The sequence below is a fragment of the Nocardioides mangrovi genome (assembly GCF_020073815.1).
GTDB classification, from domain to species: domain Bacteria; phylum Actinomycetota; class Actinomycetes; order Propionibacteriales; family Nocardioidaceae; genus Nocardioides; species Nocardioides mangrovi.
The window spans coordinates 12918-30707 of record NZ_JAIQZJ010000024.1; the positions used below are offsets into that span (position 1 = coordinate 12918).

The window sequence follows — 17790 nt, forward strand, 5'->3', positions numbered from 1 at the left end:
GTCAGCCGAGCTCCGCCAGCAGGGCACCGACCTCCTGGCGGAGCTCGGGTGCCTTCCGGCCGTCGAGCGTCGCGCGGAAGCGCGCCACCTCCCCCGGCAGCACCGACTCGGCCATCGCGAGGCCACGGTCCCAGGCGAGGCTCGGGAGCTGCCGGTTGTAGCCGAACCGGTCGGCGTAGACGAGCAGGCGGACGGCGCGGACCGCGCGCTCGGGGTCGGGGTCGTCCGCGAGCTCCCACTCGGCGAGCGCGAAGAGGATCGACCCGAAGACCGGGAAGTCCAGGAAGCCGACCATGCCGGTGAGGATCTCCGGCGCCTTGGTCAGCAGGTCGCGCCGCATGCCCTCGACCTCCTCCTGGCGGCCGTGGTGGACGTGGGCGGCGATGGCGGCGGCCTCGGCGTACAGGGTCCAGGGCTCGAACCCGAGCATGGTCTCCAGCTCCGGGAAGCCACGGGCACCGAGCGTCGTCACGGCCTCGCGGAAGCGCTGGAGGCCCAGGTCGACCCGGCCCGCGATCAGATCGAGCTCGGGGCGGCCGCAGAGGAGGATCAGCGCCGCGCCGAAGATGCCGGCGCCGGCGTCGTCGGCCTCGATCTCGTCGAAGATCCGCTCGGCCTCGTCGAGGTCCCCGATCTCGATCGCGCCCATCGCCAGGACCGCCTTGAGCTGCGCGACGTCCTCGGACGCGCCGAGCGCGTCCAGCACCGGGATGGCGTCCCGGGCGTAGCCCATCGCCTCCTGGGTGTCGCCGACCTGCATGGCCAGCCCCGCCAGCTGGGCCCGGATCAGCGCCGTCCCCCACGGGCCGTCGCCGTCGTCGGTGATGGCGAGCGCCTCGAGGCCGCGCCTCAGGGAGAGCTCGACGTCGCCCTGGTTCTCGTAGAACTGGGCCGACCACTGCATCGCGAGCCGCGCGACCCGACGGTCGGGGTCGGTGCAGAGCTCCTCGAGGACGTCGAGACGCTCCTCGGCGATGTCCTTGCGGGCAGCGAGCAGGACCCGCGCGGAGACCGAGCCACGCGACCCCGGGTCGCCGGAACCCAGGGCCTCGAGGCGGTCGAACGCGCGGCCCGCGACCGAGTCGGTGAAGATCATCGAGTTGAAGGCGATCGCGCTCAACGTGGTGCGCAGGGCGTCCTCGAGGTCATCGCCGATCTCGGCGGCGAGGACGACCTCCTCCACGTCGGGGGCGATGTTGACGACCTTGAGGTGGCTGCCCTCGATGGTCCAGAAGTCCGACAGGCAGGCCATCAGCGCGACCGTGCCCTCGCCGGCCCGGTCGCGCAGGCAGCGGCGCAGGAGGTCGACGAGGTTGCCCTCCTCGGTGCGGATCGCGGTCATCGTCTCGATCTGCAGCGGTCCGAAGAGCTGACGGGAGCACCGCAGGGCGTAGTCAGCGCCCCAGTCGCGGAGCCGCTCGACGGTCTCGGCGTCGTCGCCGGCGTCGACGAGGGCGACGTGCCCGAACTCGCGCACCGTCTCGAGCAGGCGGTAGCGGATGCCCTCGGCCGCCTCGACCACCGTGACGAGGGACTGGTCGACCAGGTCCGCGACGGCCGCGAGCGCGTCGTCGCCGACCACGGCCTCGGCCGCGTCTAGCGAGAAGCCGTCGCGGAAGACCGAGAGCCGCCGCAGCGCCCGCCGCTGCACGTCGTCGAGGAGGTTCCAGCTCCAGCCGATCACGGCGAGCAGCGTCTGGTGACGCTCGGGCGCGTCCCGGGAGCCGCCGCGGAGGAGCGCGAAGCGGTTCTCGAGCCGCCGCTCGATCTCGGCCACCGACATCACCCGCACCTTCGCGGCCGCGAGCTCGACCGCGAGGGGCAACCCGTCGAGCCGGGCCACGAGCGAGCGGACCTCCGCCTCGTCGAGGCGTACGCCGGGGCGGGCGGCCGTGGCCCGCTCGCGGAAGAGCTCCACGGCGTCGTCGTCGCTGAGCTGCGGCAGCTGGTAGACGCGCTCGGACGCGATGCCGAGCGGTGCCCGCGTCGTGGTGAGGACCCGGAGCTCGGGGGTGCGCTGGACGAGGACCGAGACGAGATCGGCGACCGCGTCCACGAGGTGCTCGCAGTTGTCGAGGATCAGCAGCGCGGGCGCCGTACCGATCTGGTCGACGATGCGGCTCATCAGGTCCGCCCGGCGCGTGACGGCGGCGTTCAGGCGCCCGGCGGCCACCGACTCCCGCACGCCGAGGACGTCGCCGACCTCCACCGCGACCCCCTCGGGCGAGGTGACGCCCGCGAGCTCGACGAAGTGGACGACCGGCTGCTCGGCGAGCCGGCCCATGAGGTGGGCCAGGCGGGTCTTGCCGAGGCCGCCGGGGCCGACGATCGAGGTGACCCGCGAGGACCGGATCATCGACTCGAGCGCGGCGACGTCGCCCGCGCGGCCGATCAGCCGCGAGGCCTCGTAGAGCAGGCCCTCGCGCACCGGCCGGTCGCGCGCCAGCAGCTCGGTGTGCAGCGCCTGGAGCGCCGGGCTGGGGTCGACGCCGAGGCGGTCGGCGAGGTCCTCGCGGTAGGACTCGTAGCGCTCCAGGGCGGCCGGGACGCCGTGGACGCCGGCGGTCGCCCGGAGCAGGGCGACGACCACCTCGTCGTCGGGGTCGGCGCGCTCGAGGAGCGGCAGCGCGGCGGCGTACTCCCCCGCCGCAGCGAGCCGGAGGCCCTCGGGTCGCAGCGCCCAGGTGTCGACGTCGAGCGGGCCGAGCGCGAGCCGGTAGCCGCGCGGGGTCCGCTCGATCACCTCGGCGCTGGTGGCCGACCGGGCGCGGGAGACGACGACCTGGAGCGCCTTGGTCGGGTTGGCCGGGACGTCGTCCCCCCAGATCTCCTCGACCAGCGCGGACTCGCTCAGGCCGCGCGACCCGGCGTCGGCCAGGATCCGCAGCAGGGCGTGGGTCCGCTCGCCCGGGACGGGCCGGCCGTCCCAGCTCACCTCGTCGAGCACCCGGAGCCGGGTCATCGCGCGACCACCCGCTGCTCGGTCGCGAGATCGCGCAGGTCGGCGTCGGTCAGCCGCACGGATGCGGCCGCGACGTTCTGCTCGAGGTGCCGGAGGTCGCCGGTGCCGGGGATCGCGAGGACGTGGGGCCCGAGCGCGAGGGTCCAGGCGATCCGGACCTGCGCGTCCGTCACGCCGTGCCGGCCGGCGACCGCCGCGACGACCGGGTCCGCCTGGACCGGGCCGTGGTGCCGCCCGGCCCCGGCGACGCTGAAGAACGGCACGAACGCGATCCCGAGCTCGCCGCAGCGCTCGAGCACGTCGAGGTCGCCGGGCAGGTCGGGCGCGAGCCGGTTCTGGACCGCGACGACGGGGGCCGTCGACCGCGCCTCGTCGAGCTGCTCGAGCGACACCCCGGAGACGCCGAGGTGGCCGATCAGCCCCTCGGTGACGAGGTCGCGCAGGACGCCGAGCCGCTCGGCGAGGGAGCCCGGGTCGGAGACCCGGAGGTAGACGAGGTCGAGGCGGTCGCGGCCCAGCTGGCGGAGGTTCTCCTCGACCTGTCCGCGCAGCTGGTCGGGGCCGGCCGGCTCCGTCCATCGGCCGTCGCGGTCGCGAGCGGGTCCGACCTTGGTCGCGACCGTGACCTCCGGCGCCGTGCTCAGCGCGGTGGCGAGCACCTGGTTGGCCGAGACCCGGCTCGAGAAGTAGAAGGCGGCGGTGTCGACGTGGTCGACGCCGAGCTGGAGCGCCCGTCGTACGACGCGCAGCGCGGTCGCCGGGTCGCGGGGCGCACCGTCGTGGAAGGGGCGGGTGCCGGTGAGCCGCATGGCGCCGAGGCCGAGCCGGCGCACCGGCCGGCCAGCGAGCGGCCACGTTCCCGACGCGCCTGCCCCGGGAGCGTGGTCAGCGCTGGACGGCACCGGTCCGCTCGGCGGCGAGCGCCACGGCGGCGTCGCGCGCCGCTGCGGTCTCCTCGACGGTGAGCGTGCGGTCGGGCGCCCGGAAGCGCAGCGCGAACGCGAGCGACTTGTGGCCCTCGCCCACCTGCGCGCCGGTGAACACGTCGAAGAGCCGGACGGACTCGAGCAGGTCGCCCGCGCCCTCGCGCAGCGCCTCCTCGACGGCGGCGGCGGTGACGGCGTCCTCCACGACCAGCGCGACGTCCTCCTTTGCGACGGGGTAGGTCGAGAACTCCGGGCCGGGCACGACGTCGCGGGCCAGCCTCATGAGCTGGTCGAGGTCGATCTCGACGGCGGCGCTGCGCGGCGGCAGGCCGAGCTCCTGGCAGACCTTGGGATGGAGCTCGCCCGCCTGGCCGAGGAGCACCTCCCCGATCCGGACCTCGGCGCAGCGGCCGGGGTGCCACGGCATCAGCTGGGTGGCGGCGACCTCGACGGTCACCCCCAGCTCGGCGCCGAGGCGGCGGACCAGCGCGATGGCGTCGGCCCACCCGGCGGCGCGGCCCTCGCCCCACCAGCCGGAGCGCTCGCGCTCCCCGGCGAGGACGACGGCGAGGTGCAGCGGCTGGACCGGGAGGGCCTCGAAGAGCTTGGCGAGCTCGGCGTCGCTGGGACGCCAGTCGACGCCGTAGATCGGGGCCGGACCGGCGTCGACCGGGAACGCCACGGTGCCGGTCTCGAAGAGGGCGACGCCCGGGGCGCCGCGACCGATGTTGCGCGCGGCGGCCTTGAGCAGCCCCGGGAGCAGCGTCGTAGTGTACGACGGCTCCTCCGACGAGAGCGGGTTGGCCAGGCGGACGGTCGTCCGGCGGACGTCGTCGGCGGGCAGGCCGAGCGCGTCGAAGGTCGCCTCGCCGACGAACGGGAAGCTGATCACCTCGACGCAGCCGGCGCCGGCCAGGGTGCGGCCGATGCGGCGGCGCAGCCGCTGCTCACGGGTGAGCCCGCGACCGGCGGCCTCGCGCGGCAGCACCGACGGGACCTGGTCGTAGCCGACGATCCGGGCGACCTCCTCGACGAGGTCGAAGGGGTCGGTGAGATCGGGGCGCCACGGCGGCGGCGTCGCGGTGACGGTCGAGTCCTCCTTGACCAGCACGCAGCCGACGGCCTCGAGGTTGGTGACGGTCGTGGCGGCGTCGATCTCCATGCCCGTCACCCGCGCGGGCAGGTCGTAGGAGATGGTGATCGGCGCCTGGCGCGGCGGGGTACCGACGACGGTGACGCCGGCGTCGGCCGTGCCGCCGCCGTACGTCGTGAGCAGCTCGACCACCCGGTCGGCGGCCGCCTGGGTGACGACCGGGTCGACGCCGCGCTCGTTGCGCTTGCCGGCCTCGGAGGTGATCTTGTGGCGCTTGCCGGTGCGGAACATCGAGGTGGCGTCCCAGTGGGCGGCCTCGACCAGGATGTCGGTGGTGGTCGCGGACATCTCGGTGGTCTCGCCGCCCATCACGCCGCCGAGGCCGATGATCCCGGAGTCGTCGGTGACGACCAGGTCCTCGACCGACAGGGTGCGCTGGGCGCCGTCGAGCGTCGTCATCCGCTCGCCCTCGTGGGCGCGGCGGACCCGGATGGTGCCCTGGAGCTTGGCCGCGTCGTAGCCGTGGATCGGCCGACCGATCTCGAGCATGACGTAGTTGGTGACGTCGACGGCCAGCGAGATCGGGCGCATCCCGGCCTGGGTGATCCGGCGGACCATCCAGTCCGGCGACGCCGCGGTCGGGTCGAACCCGGTCACCCGGCGGACGACGAAGACCGGGCAGCCGGCCGGGTCGTCGATCTCGACCGGGTAGCCGGCGCCGTTGGGCTCGGGGACGCTGCGCTCCGCGGGGTCGCGGTAGGGCGCGTCGTAGGCGAGCGCCGCCTCGCGGGCGACACCGCGCAGCGACAGCGCGTAGGCGCGGTCGGGGTTGATCTCGAACTCGATGACCTCGTCGTCGAGGCCGAGCACCGGGAAGGCGCTGTCGCCGGGCTCGCCGGCGCCCTCGGGCAGCACGATGATGCCGTCGTGATCCTCGCCGAGGCCGAGCTCGCGGGCGGAGCAGATCATGCCGGCGGAGAGGTGGCCGTAGGTCTTGCGGGCGGAGATCTCGAAGTTGCCGGGCAGCACGCCGCCAGGCAGCACCGCGACGATCAGGTCCCCGGGCTTGAAGTTGTGCGCACCGCAGACGATGCCCTGCGGTTCGCCGGTGCCGTTGGCGTCGCCGACGTCGACGGTGCACCAGTTGATCGTCTTGCCGTTCTTCTGCGGCTCGGGGTCCATGGTGAGCACGCGGCCGACGACGAGCGGGCCGGTGATCTGGTCGGCGGGCTTCTCGATCGCCTCGAGCTTGAGCCCGAGCGCGGTCAGGCGCGCGGTGAGGTCCTCGGTCGAGACGCCGTCGGGCAGGTCGACGTACTCGCGGATCCAGGAAACGGGGGCCTTCATCTCGTCCTCAGAGCTCGGTGCCGAATGCGGTGGTGAAGCGGACGTCGCCCTCGAAGAGCTCGCGCAGGTCCTCGATGCCGTGGCGGAACATCAGCGTGCGGTCGATGCCCATGCCGAAGGCGAAGCCGGTGTAGCGCTCCGCGTCGACGCCGCAGGCGGCGAGCACGCGCGGGTTGACCACGCCGCAGCCGCCCCACTCGATCCAGCCCTCGCCGCGGCAGGTGCGGCACGGGGCGCCGTCGAGCACGCCGGCGCCGCGGCAGACGAAGCAGACCAGGTCGACCTCGGCGCTGGGCTCGGTGAAGGGGAAGTACGACGGGCGGAAGCGGGTGTTGATGCCCTCGCCGAACATCTGGGCGGCGAAGTGGTCGAGCGTGCCCTTGAGGTTGGCCATCGTGATGCCCTCGTCGATGGCCAGGCCCTCGACCTGGTGGAAGACCGGGCTGTGCGTGGCGTCGTACTCGTCGGTGCGGAAGACCCGACCCGGGCAGACGACGTAGATCGGGGGCTTCCGGGACAGCATCGTGCGCGCCTGCACCGGGGAGGTGTGGGTGCGCAGCACGAGGTGGTTGTCGGCCGGCTCGGTCCAGAAGGTGTCCTGCATGGTGCGGGCCGGGTGGTCGGGCCCGAGGTTGAGCGCGTCGAAGTTGAGCCACTCGGCCTCGATGACTGGGCCCTCGGCGACCTCCCAGCCCATCGCGACGAAGATGTCGGCGATCAGCTCGGCGCCGGTCGTCAGCGGGTGCCGGGCGCCGGTCGCGACCCGGTCGGTCGGCAGGGTGACGTCGACGGTCTCCTCGACGAGCATCCGCTCCTCGTGCTCGTCCTCGAGCACGGCCTGGCGCTGGCCGAGCGCCTGGTTGACGGCGCCCCGGGCCTGGCCGATCCGCTGACCGGCCTCCTTGCGCGCCTGCGGCGGGAGGGCGCCGATCTCGCGGTTGGCGAGCGCCAGCGGAGACCGGTCACCGGTGTGGTCGATCCGGACCTGCTTCAGCTCGGCGAGGTCGGCAGCGGCTGCGATCGCGGCGAGTGCGGCGTCGCGCGCGGCCTCGACCTCCTCGGCCTTCAACGGGGTGACCTCCACGGGGTCGTAGTCGGTGTTGGGTCCGGACACGGGGACGAGTCTAGGAAGGCGGGCGGGACGGGCGCGAACCGGTAACGCTGGGCGGACGGCGCCTCGGGGCTACTCGTGGGGCGCGGAGGCCGGGAGGAGGACCTCGATCCGGGCGCCGCCGCCCGCGGCGTCGCCGATGACGACCGTGCCGTCGTGGGCGCGCACGAGGCCGTTGACCAGGTAGAGGCCGAGCCCGGAGCCGCCGCTCTTGCCGCCGGTCCAGAACTTCGTGAACACCCGCCGGCGGATCTCCGGCGAGATGCCCTCCCCCTCGTCCTCGACGACCAGGCGGACGCCCGGGACGTCGGGGGCGTGCTCTGCGGGCTCCAGCCGTACGGCGACGCTGCCCTCGCCGTGTCGGACGGCGTTCTCGACGAGGTTGGTGACGACCTGGGTGAACTTGTCCGGGTCGACGGTCACCTCGGGCACGGGCGCGAGGACGGTGAGCTCGATCGGCCGGCTGGTGCCGGCCGACACCGAGTCGGCGACCCGCTGCACGAGCACGGTGGGGTCGACCGGGCGGGGATAGAGCTGGAGCCGTCCGGTGTCGATGCGGGCGACGTCGAGCAGCTCGGCGATCAGCCGGCTCAGCCGGTCGGAGTCGGACGCGACGGTGGTGAGCATCAGCTTGCGCTGCTCGTCGGTGAGCTTGTCCCAGCGGTTGAGGAGGGCCTGGACGAAGCCCTTGACGCCGGTGAGGGGCGAGCGGAGCTCGTGGGCCACGGTCGCGACGAGGTCGGAGCGCTCGCGGTCGAGCCGGGCGCGTCCCCGCCCGGAGCGGATGCTGACGGCGACCTGCTCGACGGGCCGGTCCAGCGAGGACCGGTGCAGCTTGGCGACGACGAGCACCTCGGTGCCGTCGGGCAGCAGCCAGGACTGCTCCGGGACCGCGGTCCGGGTCGGGAGTCCGTCGTACGGGCAGTTGAGCGAGCACCAGTCGCGGCCCTCGTGGTCCTGGAGCGCGAGGACGTCGCCGAGCGGACTGCCCACCGCCGCGGACGCGTCGACACCGAGCCAGCCGGCCGCGGCGGCGTTGACCGCGGTCACCCGTCCGTCGCCGCCGGCGAGGACGACGCCGTCCGCGAGCAGGTCGAGCGCGGTGGTCACCAGGTCACCCTAGGGCGAGGACCCACGCGCTTACAGGCCGGCGGCTTCGATGCGGTGGCGCAACCGCTTCGCCCACGGGTCGCCGACCTTCACGAACGCCGCCGGGGTGCCGATCGGGGCGGTGACCGTGGCGGTCCGGTTGCCGGCGTAGACCTTGCCGGTGAGCAGGTGCTCCCACTTCCCGGGCGGGAAGGTCACCCGCACCGAGGTGGCGCCCTGGCTGAGCACCGGCGCGACCAGCACGTGCGCGCCGAGGAAGAACTGCGTCTCCGCGTCGGCTGCGCGGGTGCCTGGCACGACCAGCCAGCCCTGTCGGACCGCGGGCACGCCGGTCCGGGTCGCCTCGTCGACGACCGTGCGCCGGTACGGCGTGAGCGCGGCGTACAGCCGCGTCATCCGGGCGAAGGTCTTGGCCGACGCGGCGGAGCTGAAGACCTGGGCGTTCTCGGCCGGCCGGTTGCCCTCGTGGGTGCGCATCATCGTGCCGAACGCCTGGAGCTCCGCCCACCGCGGCAGGAGGTCGGCCGAGCGCTGCGCGAGCACCTGGACCGAGGTGTAGCCGCCGATGTCGGAGTGGGTCAGCGGCCAGCCGGAGACCCCGGCGGAGAAGGTGCCGAGCAGGACGGAGGCGAGGCCGTCCTGGCGGCTGAAGTCGACGAGCTGGTCGCCGTTCCAGAACATCGGGGAGGACGCCGCCTGACCGAGGCCACCGCTGCGCAGCCAGGTCACGCAGCCCGGCTTGCCGGCGAGGAGGCAGCCCTCCCGCACGGTCTGCGCCCAGAGCGTCGGCCAGCGGTTGTGCAGGTCGGCCGCGTCGCCGTGGGCGAGCACCGCGTCGAATGGCAGCCCCTCCGCGAAGTCGGCCATGAAGCCGGAGACGCCGTGCGCGAGCACCTCGTCGGCGATGACGTGGGCGAACCACTCCTGCGCTTGGGGGTTGGTCAGATCGACGAGGGAGGCGTCGAAACCGCCCTGGTCGAGCAGGTAGGGCCCGCCGTCCGGGTCCCGGACGAGGTAGCCGGCGGCGTCGGCCTCCGCCCACAGGTTGCGGATCGAGTCGTCGCCCTTCGGCGCCGCGTCGACGAGGAACGGGTTGACGTACGTCGTGACCCGGATGCCCTGCTTGCGCAGCCCGGAGACCAGGCCGGCCCACCCCGGGTAGCGGCTCCTGTCCAGCTGCCAGGTCCACCACAGCCGGCTGCCGAAGGACGTGACGCGCTGGCCGGTCCAGTCCTGGAGCCAGACCCCGGAGATCTTGGTGCCGGCCTTCTGGAGGGTGCGCAGCTCGCTGCGGACCTCGTCGGTACCGCCCTGGAGCCCGATGATCGCGCCCTTCGTGGCCCACGGCGCGAGCGCGGGGCGGGTGTCGCCGGCCTGCTGGGCGCGCACCAGGCCGACCGGGCTGCCGGCGGCCGAGGCCTGGGCACTCATCGTCGGCGACCAGAGCTCCAGGTCGACGGCGTCGGGATCGCGGGTGTCGGCCATCGCGAACGCACTCGAGCCGGGGGCGTCGGCCGCGAGCCGGAGCCCGCGGAGGTCCTCGGTGAGGAAGGACGGCCAGGCGGCGTACGTCATGTCCTCGGTGCCGCCGGCGCCGTAGTTGGTGGAGTCCGCGGCGCCGGTGATGGGCTGCTCACCGCGGCCGACGCCCTGCTCGCGGTCGACGATCGGTAGCAGCCGGCCGTCGAGGTCGAAGTCGGTGAACTGCTCGCCGAGGCCGTGCACCGCCGCATGGTCGGAACGGCCGGACACGAGCCCGACCGAGGTCAGCGGGGTCGCCGCGTCGGTGGTGAGGTCGAGGGACGCGCCGTGCGCTCGGCGCGGGCCGATGGTGAGCGTGTACGTCGCACCCTCGGTGCTGCTCTCGCCCACCAGCCCGCCGGTCACGACGACGGTGTCGCCGTCCTGCGTGACCGCGTCGACGCTCTGGTCGCCGAGGCGGTCGGCGTAGGTGACGGTCGGCCAGAAGTAGCCGCGGGACTCCTCCCACGCGACGGTGCCGCGGCCACCGGTGACGAACGCCTGACCGGCGGGCGACGCCCAGACGGTGCGCCCGGCATCGGTGGTGACCGCCAACCCGGCGTCCGCGGTGATCGTGACGGTGAGGTCACCGGCGTGCCAGGTGCCGCCCGCCGCGTCGGCGACCGTGAGGGTGCCGGGGGCGACGATGTCGGTGTGGTCGACGGGGAACGCGTCGGCCCGCTGGGCGTCCGCCGCCGAGGGAAGCAGCGCGAGGCCGACGGCCACGGCGAGCGAGACGGGGAGGAGAGGCAGACCGCGGGCAGGCACGAGGCGGGAGACTACCCGCGCTGGACCCTCGCCGAGGCGTAGAGGCACAGCGCGGCGGCGGTCGAGAGGTTGAGGCTCTCGGCGCGGCCGAAGATCGGGATCGAGACCACGTGGTCGGCGAGCGCACGCAGCTCGGGCGGCAGGCCCCAGGCCTCGTTGCCGAACAGCCACGCCGTGGGTCGGGCGAGCAGCTCGTCGGCGTCGTAGAGGTCGACGTCGCCACCGCCGTCCGCGGCGAGGACCGTGTAACCGGCGGTGCGGGCACGCTGGACGGCGGTCGCCGCGTCGCGCTCCTGCCCGATCGGCAGGTGGAAGAGGCTGCCGACGCTCGCGCGGACCGCCTTGGGGTTGTAGGGGTCGACCGAGTTGCCGGCGAGCACGACGCCGCTCGCACCGGCAGCGTCCGCGCAGCGGATCACCGTCCCGGCGTTGCCCGGGTCGCGCACGTCGGCGCAGATCGCGATCAGGGGGGCCGTGCGTGGATCGAGGACCGGCTCGTCGTCGAGGAACCGGCACACGGCGACGACGCCGGCCGGGCTCACGCTGTCGGAGAGCGACTCCATCGCGCTGTCGTCGACCAGGGTCACCGGGAACGCGGCGACGACGTCGGCGTACTGCTCGGCCGCAGCGGGGGTGGCGAAGAGCTCGACGACCACGCCGGCCCCGAGGGCCCCCTCGACAGCCTTCGGCCCGTCGGCAAGGAACAGCCGCCGCTCGGATCGCTCCGAACGGCGGCTGATCAGCTTGCGTGCCTCCTTGACCCGGGAGTTGCCACGGGCGAGGGGCCGCGGGTTGCTCAGGCCGAGACCTTGGGCGCGTTGACGTCCTCGGGCAGCGCAGCCTTGGCGGTCTCGACGAGCGCGTTGAACGCGGCGACGTCGTTGACGGCCAGCTCGGCGAGGATCTTGCGGTCGACCTCGACGCCGGCCAGGTTGAGGCCCTGGATGAAGCGGTTGTAGGTCAGGCCCTGCGCACGCGCGGCGGCGTTGATGCGCTGGATCCACAGGCGACGGAAGTTGCCCTTGTTCTTGCGCCGGTCGTTGTAGCTGTAGACCAGCGAGTGGGTGACCTGCTCCTTCGCCTTGCGGTAGAGGCGCGAGCGCTGGCCGCGGTAACCGCTGGCGCGCTCGAGGGTCGTCCGGCGCTTCTTCTGGGCGTTCACTGCCCGCTTGACGCGTGCCACTGTCTTACTCCTTGTTGCTTGTTAAGTCGGGTGCGGGAGGCCGGTCAGAGACCGAGCATCTTCTTCGCGCGGGGGACGTCGGCCTTGGCGACCTCGACGGTGCCCGTCATGCGGCGGGTGACCTTGGAGGGCTTCTTCTCCAGGTTGTGGCGCTTGCCGGCCTTCTCGCGAAGGATCTTCCCGGACCCGGTCACGCGGAAGCGCTTGCCGGCGCCGGAGTGGCTCTTGTTCTTCGGCATCTCTTTCGTCTCTCTCTCGTTGCTGCAGATCGCACCGGCCGAGCGGACTCGGGCTGGCTCGACCGGCTGGTGGCGGTCTGCGAAGGTCAGGCGTCGATCTCGGGATCGAGGTTCTCGGAGCGGCCGCGCTCCTTCTTCTGCGCGACCGGGCCGGCGGCGTGGGCGGCGTCGCGCTCGGCGCGCTCCTCCGCCTCGATCGCGGCACGCTCGGCGGCGCGGGTCTCCTTCTCGGCCTTCATCTCGACCTTGGCGTCGGCCTTCTTCTTGTGCGGGCCGAGCACCATGATCATGTTGCGGCCGTCCTGCTTGGGCGCGGACTCGACGAAGCCGAGCTCCGTGACGTCCTCGGCCAGCTTCTGGAGCAGGCGGAAGCCCAGCTCGGGGCGGTGCTGCTCACGACCACGGAACATGATCGTGATCTTCACCTTGTCCCCGGCCCGGAGGAACCGCACGACGTGACCCTTCTTGGTCTCGTAGTCGTGCTGGTCGATCTTCGGGCGGAGCTTCATCTCCTTGATGACGACGTTCGTCTGGTTCCGCCGCGCCTCACGGGCCTTCTGGGCGTTCTCGTACTTGAACTTCCCGTAGTCCATGAGCTTGCAGACGGGCGGCTTGCCCTGCGGCGCGATCTCGACGAGGTCGAGGTCCGCCTCCTGGGCAAGCTTCAGGGCCTGGTCGGTCGGCACGATGCCGACCGTCTCCCCGTTGGGTCCAACAAGACGGACCTCGGGAACCCGGATCCGCTCGTTGATACGCAGCTCGGTGCTGATGTGTCCTCCTGTGGCCTACTGAACCGGAAGTCCTTCGCCGGCCCGGGCCTCTGGGGTCCGAAATCAACAATGGCTTCCGCTGTCACAAGCGGAAGCCAGTCCGACGCTCCCCGAACGCGGGGCACGCCACCGAGCGAACCCAGATCCGTGGCGTACGGCGTACGCACCGGGATCGAGCCCTCGGGACCGGACCCGACGACCTGGTGGAGCGACGGTCGGTGCGGGTGGGAGGCGATCGTGCGGGCCTCCGCTTGTCTGATCGGCTCCGGCGCGGGTGCACCGGAACTGATCGGTCAACAAGGAAGGGTAGCCGAAGATTCCGCTGCGGGCCGAATCCAGACGACCTGACCCCCCGCGCGGGCGATCGTCCAGCCCTCGGCGAGCCGGCGCAGATCGTCGCCCTCGACCACGAACCGCACCGGTCCGGCGACGTCCACGACCAGCGCGGCCGCGCCGTCCTGGAGGGCGGACTGCGCGGCCAGCTCGGCGCGCACCGGCACCGGCCGGCCCTCGGGGTTCCACGCGGCCAGGGACGCCGTACCGGTGAAGGCGAGCAGCGCGAGCCGCCCGTCGGCGCCCTGGAGCAGCACCGTGGCCATGTCGCTCGTCTTGTCCTGGGCCAGGCCGGCCTCGTCGACCTCGACCTCCCCGAGCACCGCGACCACGGGCACCAGGAGGCGGGAGCGCTGCAGCGCCGCCAGCGCCTCGGAGTAGGCCTGGGACGCCGACCGGTCGCCGTCCCAGGCGGCGAGCGCGGCGGCCAGCTCGGGGGCGGCGGTCCCGTCGTCGTCGGCGAACCCCGGGTCGGGGATCACCCGCGACTGGGTGGGGTCGGGCTCGAGCACCCGCCCATTGTGCTCACCCGCCGCCGCCCGACCGAATCGGGCGCCGTCTCGGGTGGTCGGCACCGGGAGACGCCGGCCGTGTCGTCCCGACGCCGCGCGCGTCGCGTCGTACCTGTCAGTAGGCTGGCGACGTGGACGACGCATCGTGGGCAGCCCTCGCGCTGAGCCTGACGGTGGCCGGCGGGATCTGGACGTGGTTCTCCTTCCGGCGCCGGGGCATCGCGTCAGGCCTGCGGGCGCTGGCGTTCACGCTGCTGCCGGTCGCGGCGTACCTCACCCGCACGCTGCGGCTGCTGGCCGACATCAGCCACGCCGTGTCGGTGTGGGCGAGCAACTTCGTGTGGCGGCCGACGGTCTGGCTCGGCCTGATGGTGCTCGGCGTGTCCGTGCTGCTCTTCGGGGTGTCCGCCCGGCTCCGCCGACGTGAGAAGCCCGCGGCCGAGAAGGTCGAGGGCGCCGAGCCGCGACGGCTCGGGCGTGCGGCGGCCGCCCCGGCCGCCCCGGCCGTCGACCCGGAGATGGCCGAGATCGAGGCGCTCCTGCGCAAGAGAGGGATCAGCTGATGGGCGGCGCGTCTCTGGTGGATCGCAACCACCTCTGGTCCCGGCTCCAGGGAGCCGTCGAGAAGCACGGCGTGCCGCTGCCGACGCCGGCGTTCGTCGTCGACCTCGACGCCTTCGACGCCAACGCCGCCGACCTCGAGCGCCGCGCCGGCGGGCTGCCGATCCGGGTGGCGTCCAAGTCGCTGCGGATCCCGGCGCTGATCCGCCGCGCGCTCGCGCGCGACGGCTTCGAGGGCGTCCTCGCCTTCACGCTCCGCGAGGCGCTCTGGCTGTACGCCGAGGGCGTCACCGACGACCTGGTCGTCGCCTACCCGACGGTCGACAAGGGCGCGCTCGCCCAGCTGGTCGCCTCCCCGGACGCGGCCGCCGCCATCACCCTCATGGTCGACGACGTGGCGCACCTCGAGGTGGTCGACAGCGTCCGCTTCGACGCCGACACGGAGATCCGGATCGCCATCGACGTCGACGCCGGCCTGCGGGTCGCGGGTCAGCACGTCGGTCCCAAGCGCTCCCCCGTGCACGACGTGGACGGCGTGCTCCGCCTCGCGCGGGCGATCACCGAGCGCGACGGCTTCCGCCTGGTCGGCGTGATGACCTACGAGGGCCAGGTCGCCGGCCTGCAGGACACGCTCCCCGACGCGAAGGCCCGGTCGGTGATCGTGCGGCGGATCAAGGCGCTCTCGATGTCGCAGCTGGCGACCCGCCGGCGTGAGATCGACGACGCGCTGCGCCGGATGGCGGCCCTCGAGTTCTGGAACGCCGGCGGGTCCGGCTCCGTCCAGGCCACCGCGGCCGACCCGGTGGTCACCGAGATCGCCGCCGGCTCGGGGCTGCTCGTGCCGACGCTCTTCGACCACTACCAGTCCTTCTCGCCGCGCCCCGCGTCGTACTTCGGGCTGCCGGTGAGCCGACGGCCCGGCCCCGGCATGGTGACCGTCCACGGCGGCGGCTTCGTCGCCTCGGGACCCGCTGGCGTCGACCGGATGCCGGTGCCGTGGGCGCCGGCCGGCCTGTCGCTGACCGGGCTCGAGGGGGTCGGTGAGGTGCAGACCCCGCTCACCGGGCAGCCGGCGGACCTGCTGCGGATCGGCGACCTGGTGTGGTTCCGGCCCGCGAAGTCCGGCGAGCCCTTCGAGCACACCACGACGGTGCACCTGCTCCAGGGCAGCGAGTTCGTGGAGTCGGTGCCGACGTACCGCGGCTGTGGCCAGTCCTTCTGACGCCGCTGACGCCGCTGACGCCGCTGGCGTCGTCGACCTGCTGCTGAGCCGACCGTCGACGCTCGGCTCCGCACGCCTGCTGTGCATCGACGGGCCGTCGGGCTCGGGCAAGACCGAGCTCGCGGCGGCCGTGTCGGCGCTCGTCGAGACGCCGGTGGTGCACATGGACGACCTCTACGAGGGCTGGGACGGCCTCGCGGCGGTCGACGGCCAGCTGGAGAGCCTGCTGCGGCCGCTCTCCCGTGGGCTCCCGGGCGGCTACCGCCGCTACGACTGGCACGCCCGCGCGTTCGCGGAGACGGTCACCGTCTCCCCCGCCCCGGTCGTGGTCGTCGAGGGCGTCGGCTCGGGTGCGCGCACCGTCGCCGACCTGGTGACGGTGCTGGTGTGGGTGGACGCCGACCGCGACGTACGCCGGCGCCGCGGCCTGGAGCGCGACGGTGCGACGTTCGCGCCGTACTGGGACGCCTGGGAGGTCGCCGAGCGGGAGCGCTTCGCCCGGGACCGGACCTCGGTCCGCGCCGACCTGGCCCTGTGGACCTCGTGAGAGGTCAGCGGTGGATCTGGCGCTCGGCGGTGAGGCGGAGGTCGCGGGCGGCCCTCTTGGCGCGCAGTCCGTCGGAGCCCTGGATGCCCATCGCGGAGACGGTGGTGCCGTCGGCGAGGTCGAGGGTGACCCAGGGGGCGCCGGGCGGGAGGTGGACGGCGACGACCTGCGCCCAGTCGTACTCGCGGCGGCGGTAGCCGTTGACGACCACCAGCCGGTCGGCCTCGGCGACCACGCGGGAGCGCACCAGGGCGTAGAACAGCGTGAACACGAGCAGTCCGAGCGCGACGAGGGTGCCGCGCTGGAACGCCGTGAACCGGGCGCGCGTCTCGTCGTCGAAGCCGATCCAGGTCAGCGCGCAGATGACCAGCAGCCCACCGCCGAGGACCACCGCGGCGACGCGGACGCCGAGCGGCCGCCAGGTGTGCGGCAGCGTCAGCGGCGCGGACTCAGAGCCGGCAGGCATGGATGTCGGTGAGCAGGATGCCGCGGGCACCGATCTCGAAGAGCTCGTCCATCAGTCGCTGGGCGCCGGCGCGCGGGACCATCGCCCGGACCGCCGACCACCCCTCCCGATGGAGCGGCGCGACGGTCGGGCTCTCGATGCCGGGGGTGAGCCGGACGGCGTCGGCGACCCGGTCGGTCGGGATGTCGTAGTCCATCATCACGTAGCTGCGGGCCACCAGGACGCCGTCGACGCGTCGCTTGAAGACCTCGAAGCCCTCGGGCACGGCGCCGGTCCGCGTGACCAGCACGGCCTCGGACTCGAGGATGGTGTCGCCGAAGACCTCCAGGCCCGCCTGACGGAGGGTGCTGCCGGTCTCGACGACGTCGGCGATCACGTCGGCGACGCCGAGCTGGATGCTGGTCTCGACGGCGCCGTCGAGCCGGACCACGGTCGCGTCGATGCCGCGCTCCTCGAGGAACGCCCGCACCACCCCGACGTACGACGTCGCGATCCGCAGGCCCGCGAGCTGGGCCAGGGACGTGTAGACGCCCGCCGGTCCGGCGAACCGGAAGCGGCTGCGGCCGAAGCCGAGGCCCATGACCTCCTCGGCCTTCGCGCCGGAGTCGGTGAGCAGGTCGCGGCCGGTGATGCCGACGTCGAGGGTGCCCTCGCCGACGTACAGCGCGATGTCGCGGGGCCGGAGGTAGAAGAACTCGACGGAGTTCTCACCGTCGGTGAGGGTCAGCTGCTTGGCGTCGTCGCGCTGGCGGTAGCCGGACTCGCGCAGGATCTCGGACGCGGCCTGGGAGAGCGACCCCTTGTTGGGGACCGCGATGCGGAGAAGAGACATGGGTTGCCAGTGATCCAATGCTGCTAGAGGTGTGCGTAGACGTCGTCGAGCTCGATGCCGGTCGCGAGCATGAGCACCTGGGCGTGGTAGAGCAGCTGGCTGATCTCCTCGGCCGCCCGCTCCTTGCCCTCGTGCTCAGCGGCCATCCAGGACTCGGCGGCCTCCTCGACCAGCTTCTTCCCGATGAAATGGACGCCGGCGTCGAGCTCGCGCACGGTGCCGGATCCCTCGGGGCGGGACCGGGCCTTGTCGTTCAGCTCGGTCCAGAGCTCGTCGAACGTCTTCAC

Annotated in this window: 17 protein-coding genes; 3 read left to right on the forward strand and 14 right to left on the reverse strand. The window is 73.4% G+C overall.

Going from position 1 to position 17790, the window contains the following annotated elements:
- Position 1 precedes the first annotated feature (1 nt).
- From K8U61_RS23325 to K8U61_RS23375, 11 genes are all read right to left on the reverse strand, one after another.
- Positions 2-2962, reverse strand: a complete 2961-nt coding sequence (locus K8U61_RS23325) for an ATP-binding protein (RefSeq protein ID WP_224125413.1) — start codon at positions 2960-2962, stop codon at positions 2-4.
- On the reverse strand, positions 2959-3795 hold the full coding sequence (locus K8U61_RS23330; protein ID WP_224125414.1) for an aldo/keto reductase: 837 nt from the start codon (positions 3793-3795) through the stop codon (positions 2959-2961). The genes K8U61_RS23325 and K8U61_RS23330 overlap by 4 nt, the downstream gene beginning before the upstream one ends.
- 52 nt (positions 3796-3847) lie before the next feature.
- Entirely contained in the window at positions 3848-6328 is a 2481-nt protein-coding gene (gene pheT, locus K8U61_RS23335; protein WP_224125415.1) for a phenylalanine--tRNA ligase subunit beta, read from the reverse strand.
- Positions 6329-6335: 7 nt separating this feature from the next.
- A complete protein-coding gene (gene pheS / locus K8U61_RS23340) occupies positions 6336-7442 on the reverse strand; it encodes a phenylalanine--tRNA ligase subunit alpha (RefSeq protein ID WP_224125416.1) in 1107 nt (368 codons plus the stop codon).
- Between the two features lie 69 nt (positions 7443-7511).
- Positions 7512-8549, reverse strand: a complete 1038-nt coding sequence (locus tag K8U61_RS23345) for a sensor histidine kinase (RefSeq protein WP_224125417.1) — start codon at positions 8547-8549, stop codon at positions 7512-7514.
- Between the two features lie 30 nt (positions 8550-8579).
- The gene (locus K8U61_RS23350; protein WP_224125418.1) at positions 8580-10838 is read right to left on the reverse strand and encodes an alpha-glucosidase; all 2259 of its coding nucleotides are present in this window, start codon (positions 10836-10838) and stop codon (positions 8580-8582) included.
- 11 nt (positions 10839-10849) lie between these two features.
- Positions 10850-11638, reverse strand: coding sequence for a TrmH family RNA methyltransferase (locus K8U61_RS23355; RefSeq protein ID WP_224125444.1), 789 nt, complete (start codon positions 11636-11638; stop codon positions 10850-10852).
- A complete protein-coding gene (gene rplT, locus K8U61_RS23360; RefSeq protein ID WP_224125419.1) occupies positions 11635-12021 on the reverse strand; it encodes a 50S ribosomal protein L20 in 387 nt (128 codons plus the stop codon). The genes K8U61_RS23355 and rplT overlap by 4 nt, the downstream gene beginning before the upstream one ends.
- 44 nt (positions 12022-12065) lie before the next feature.
- Positions 12066-12260, reverse strand: coding sequence for a 50S ribosomal protein L35 (gene rpmI / locus K8U61_RS23365; RefSeq protein ID WP_157339999.1), 195 nt, complete (start codon positions 12258-12260; stop codon positions 12066-12068).
- An 86-nt stretch (positions 12261-12346) separates the two neighbouring features.
- The gene (gene infC, locus K8U61_RS23370; RefSeq protein ID WP_224125445.1) at positions 12347-13030 is read right to left on the reverse strand and encodes a translation initiation factor IF-3; all 684 of its coding nucleotides are present in this window, start codon (positions 13028-13030) and stop codon (positions 12347-12349) included.
- 293 nt (positions 13031-13323) lie between these two features.
- Entirely contained in the window at positions 13324-13875 is a 552-nt protein-coding gene (locus K8U61_RS23375) for an SseB family protein (protein WP_224125420.1), read from the reverse strand.
- Between the two features lie 131 nt (positions 13876-14006).
- Between K8U61_RS23375 and K8U61_RS23380 the strand changes: the two genes are divergently transcribed.
- From K8U61_RS23380 to K8U61_RS23390, 3 genes are read left to right on the forward strand one after another with little or no spacing between them, the layout of a single operon-like run.
- Positions 14007-14438 (forward strand): hypothetical protein, encoded by a 432-nt coding sequence (locus K8U61_RS23380; protein ID WP_224125421.1) that lies wholly within the window; start codon positions 14007-14009, stop codon positions 14436-14438.
- The gene (locus tag K8U61_RS23385; protein WP_224125422.1) at positions 14438-15658 is read left to right on the forward strand and encodes an amino acid deaminase/aldolase; all 1221 of its coding nucleotides are present in this window, start codon (positions 14438-14440) and stop codon (positions 15656-15658) included. The genes K8U61_RS23380 and K8U61_RS23385 overlap by 1 nt, the downstream gene beginning before the upstream one ends.
- Entirely contained in the window at positions 15642-16205 is a 564-nt protein-coding gene (locus K8U61_RS23390; RefSeq protein ID WP_224125423.1) for a nucleoside/nucleotide kinase family protein, read from the forward strand. Before K8U61_RS23385 ends, K8U61_RS23390 begins: the two co-directional genes overlap by 17 nt.
- Positions 16206-16209: 4 nt before the next feature.
- Here the strand turns inward: K8U61_RS23390 and K8U61_RS23395 are convergent, their stop codons facing one another.
- Genes K8U61_RS23395 through K8U61_RS23405 form a run of 3 tightly spaced genes read right to left on the reverse strand, consistent with a single transcriptional unit; the run spans position 16210 to position 17790 of the window.
- Complete coding sequence (locus K8U61_RS23395) at positions 16210-16671, reverse strand: PH domain-containing protein (protein ID WP_224125424.1); 462 nt, start codon at positions 16669-16671, stop codon at positions 16210-16212.
- Positions 16655-17503, reverse strand: coding sequence for an ATP phosphoribosyltransferase (gene hisG, locus K8U61_RS23400; protein WP_224125425.1), 849 nt, complete (start codon positions 17501-17503; stop codon positions 16655-16657). The genes K8U61_RS23395 and hisG overlap by 17 nt, the downstream gene beginning before the upstream one ends.
- 23 nt (positions 17504-17526) lie before the next feature.
- Positions 17527-17790: a phosphoribosyl-ATP diphosphatase gene (locus tag K8U61_RS23405; protein ID WP_224125426.1), complete on the reverse strand. Its 264-nt coding sequence runs from the start codon at positions 17788-17790 to the stop codon at positions 17527-17529.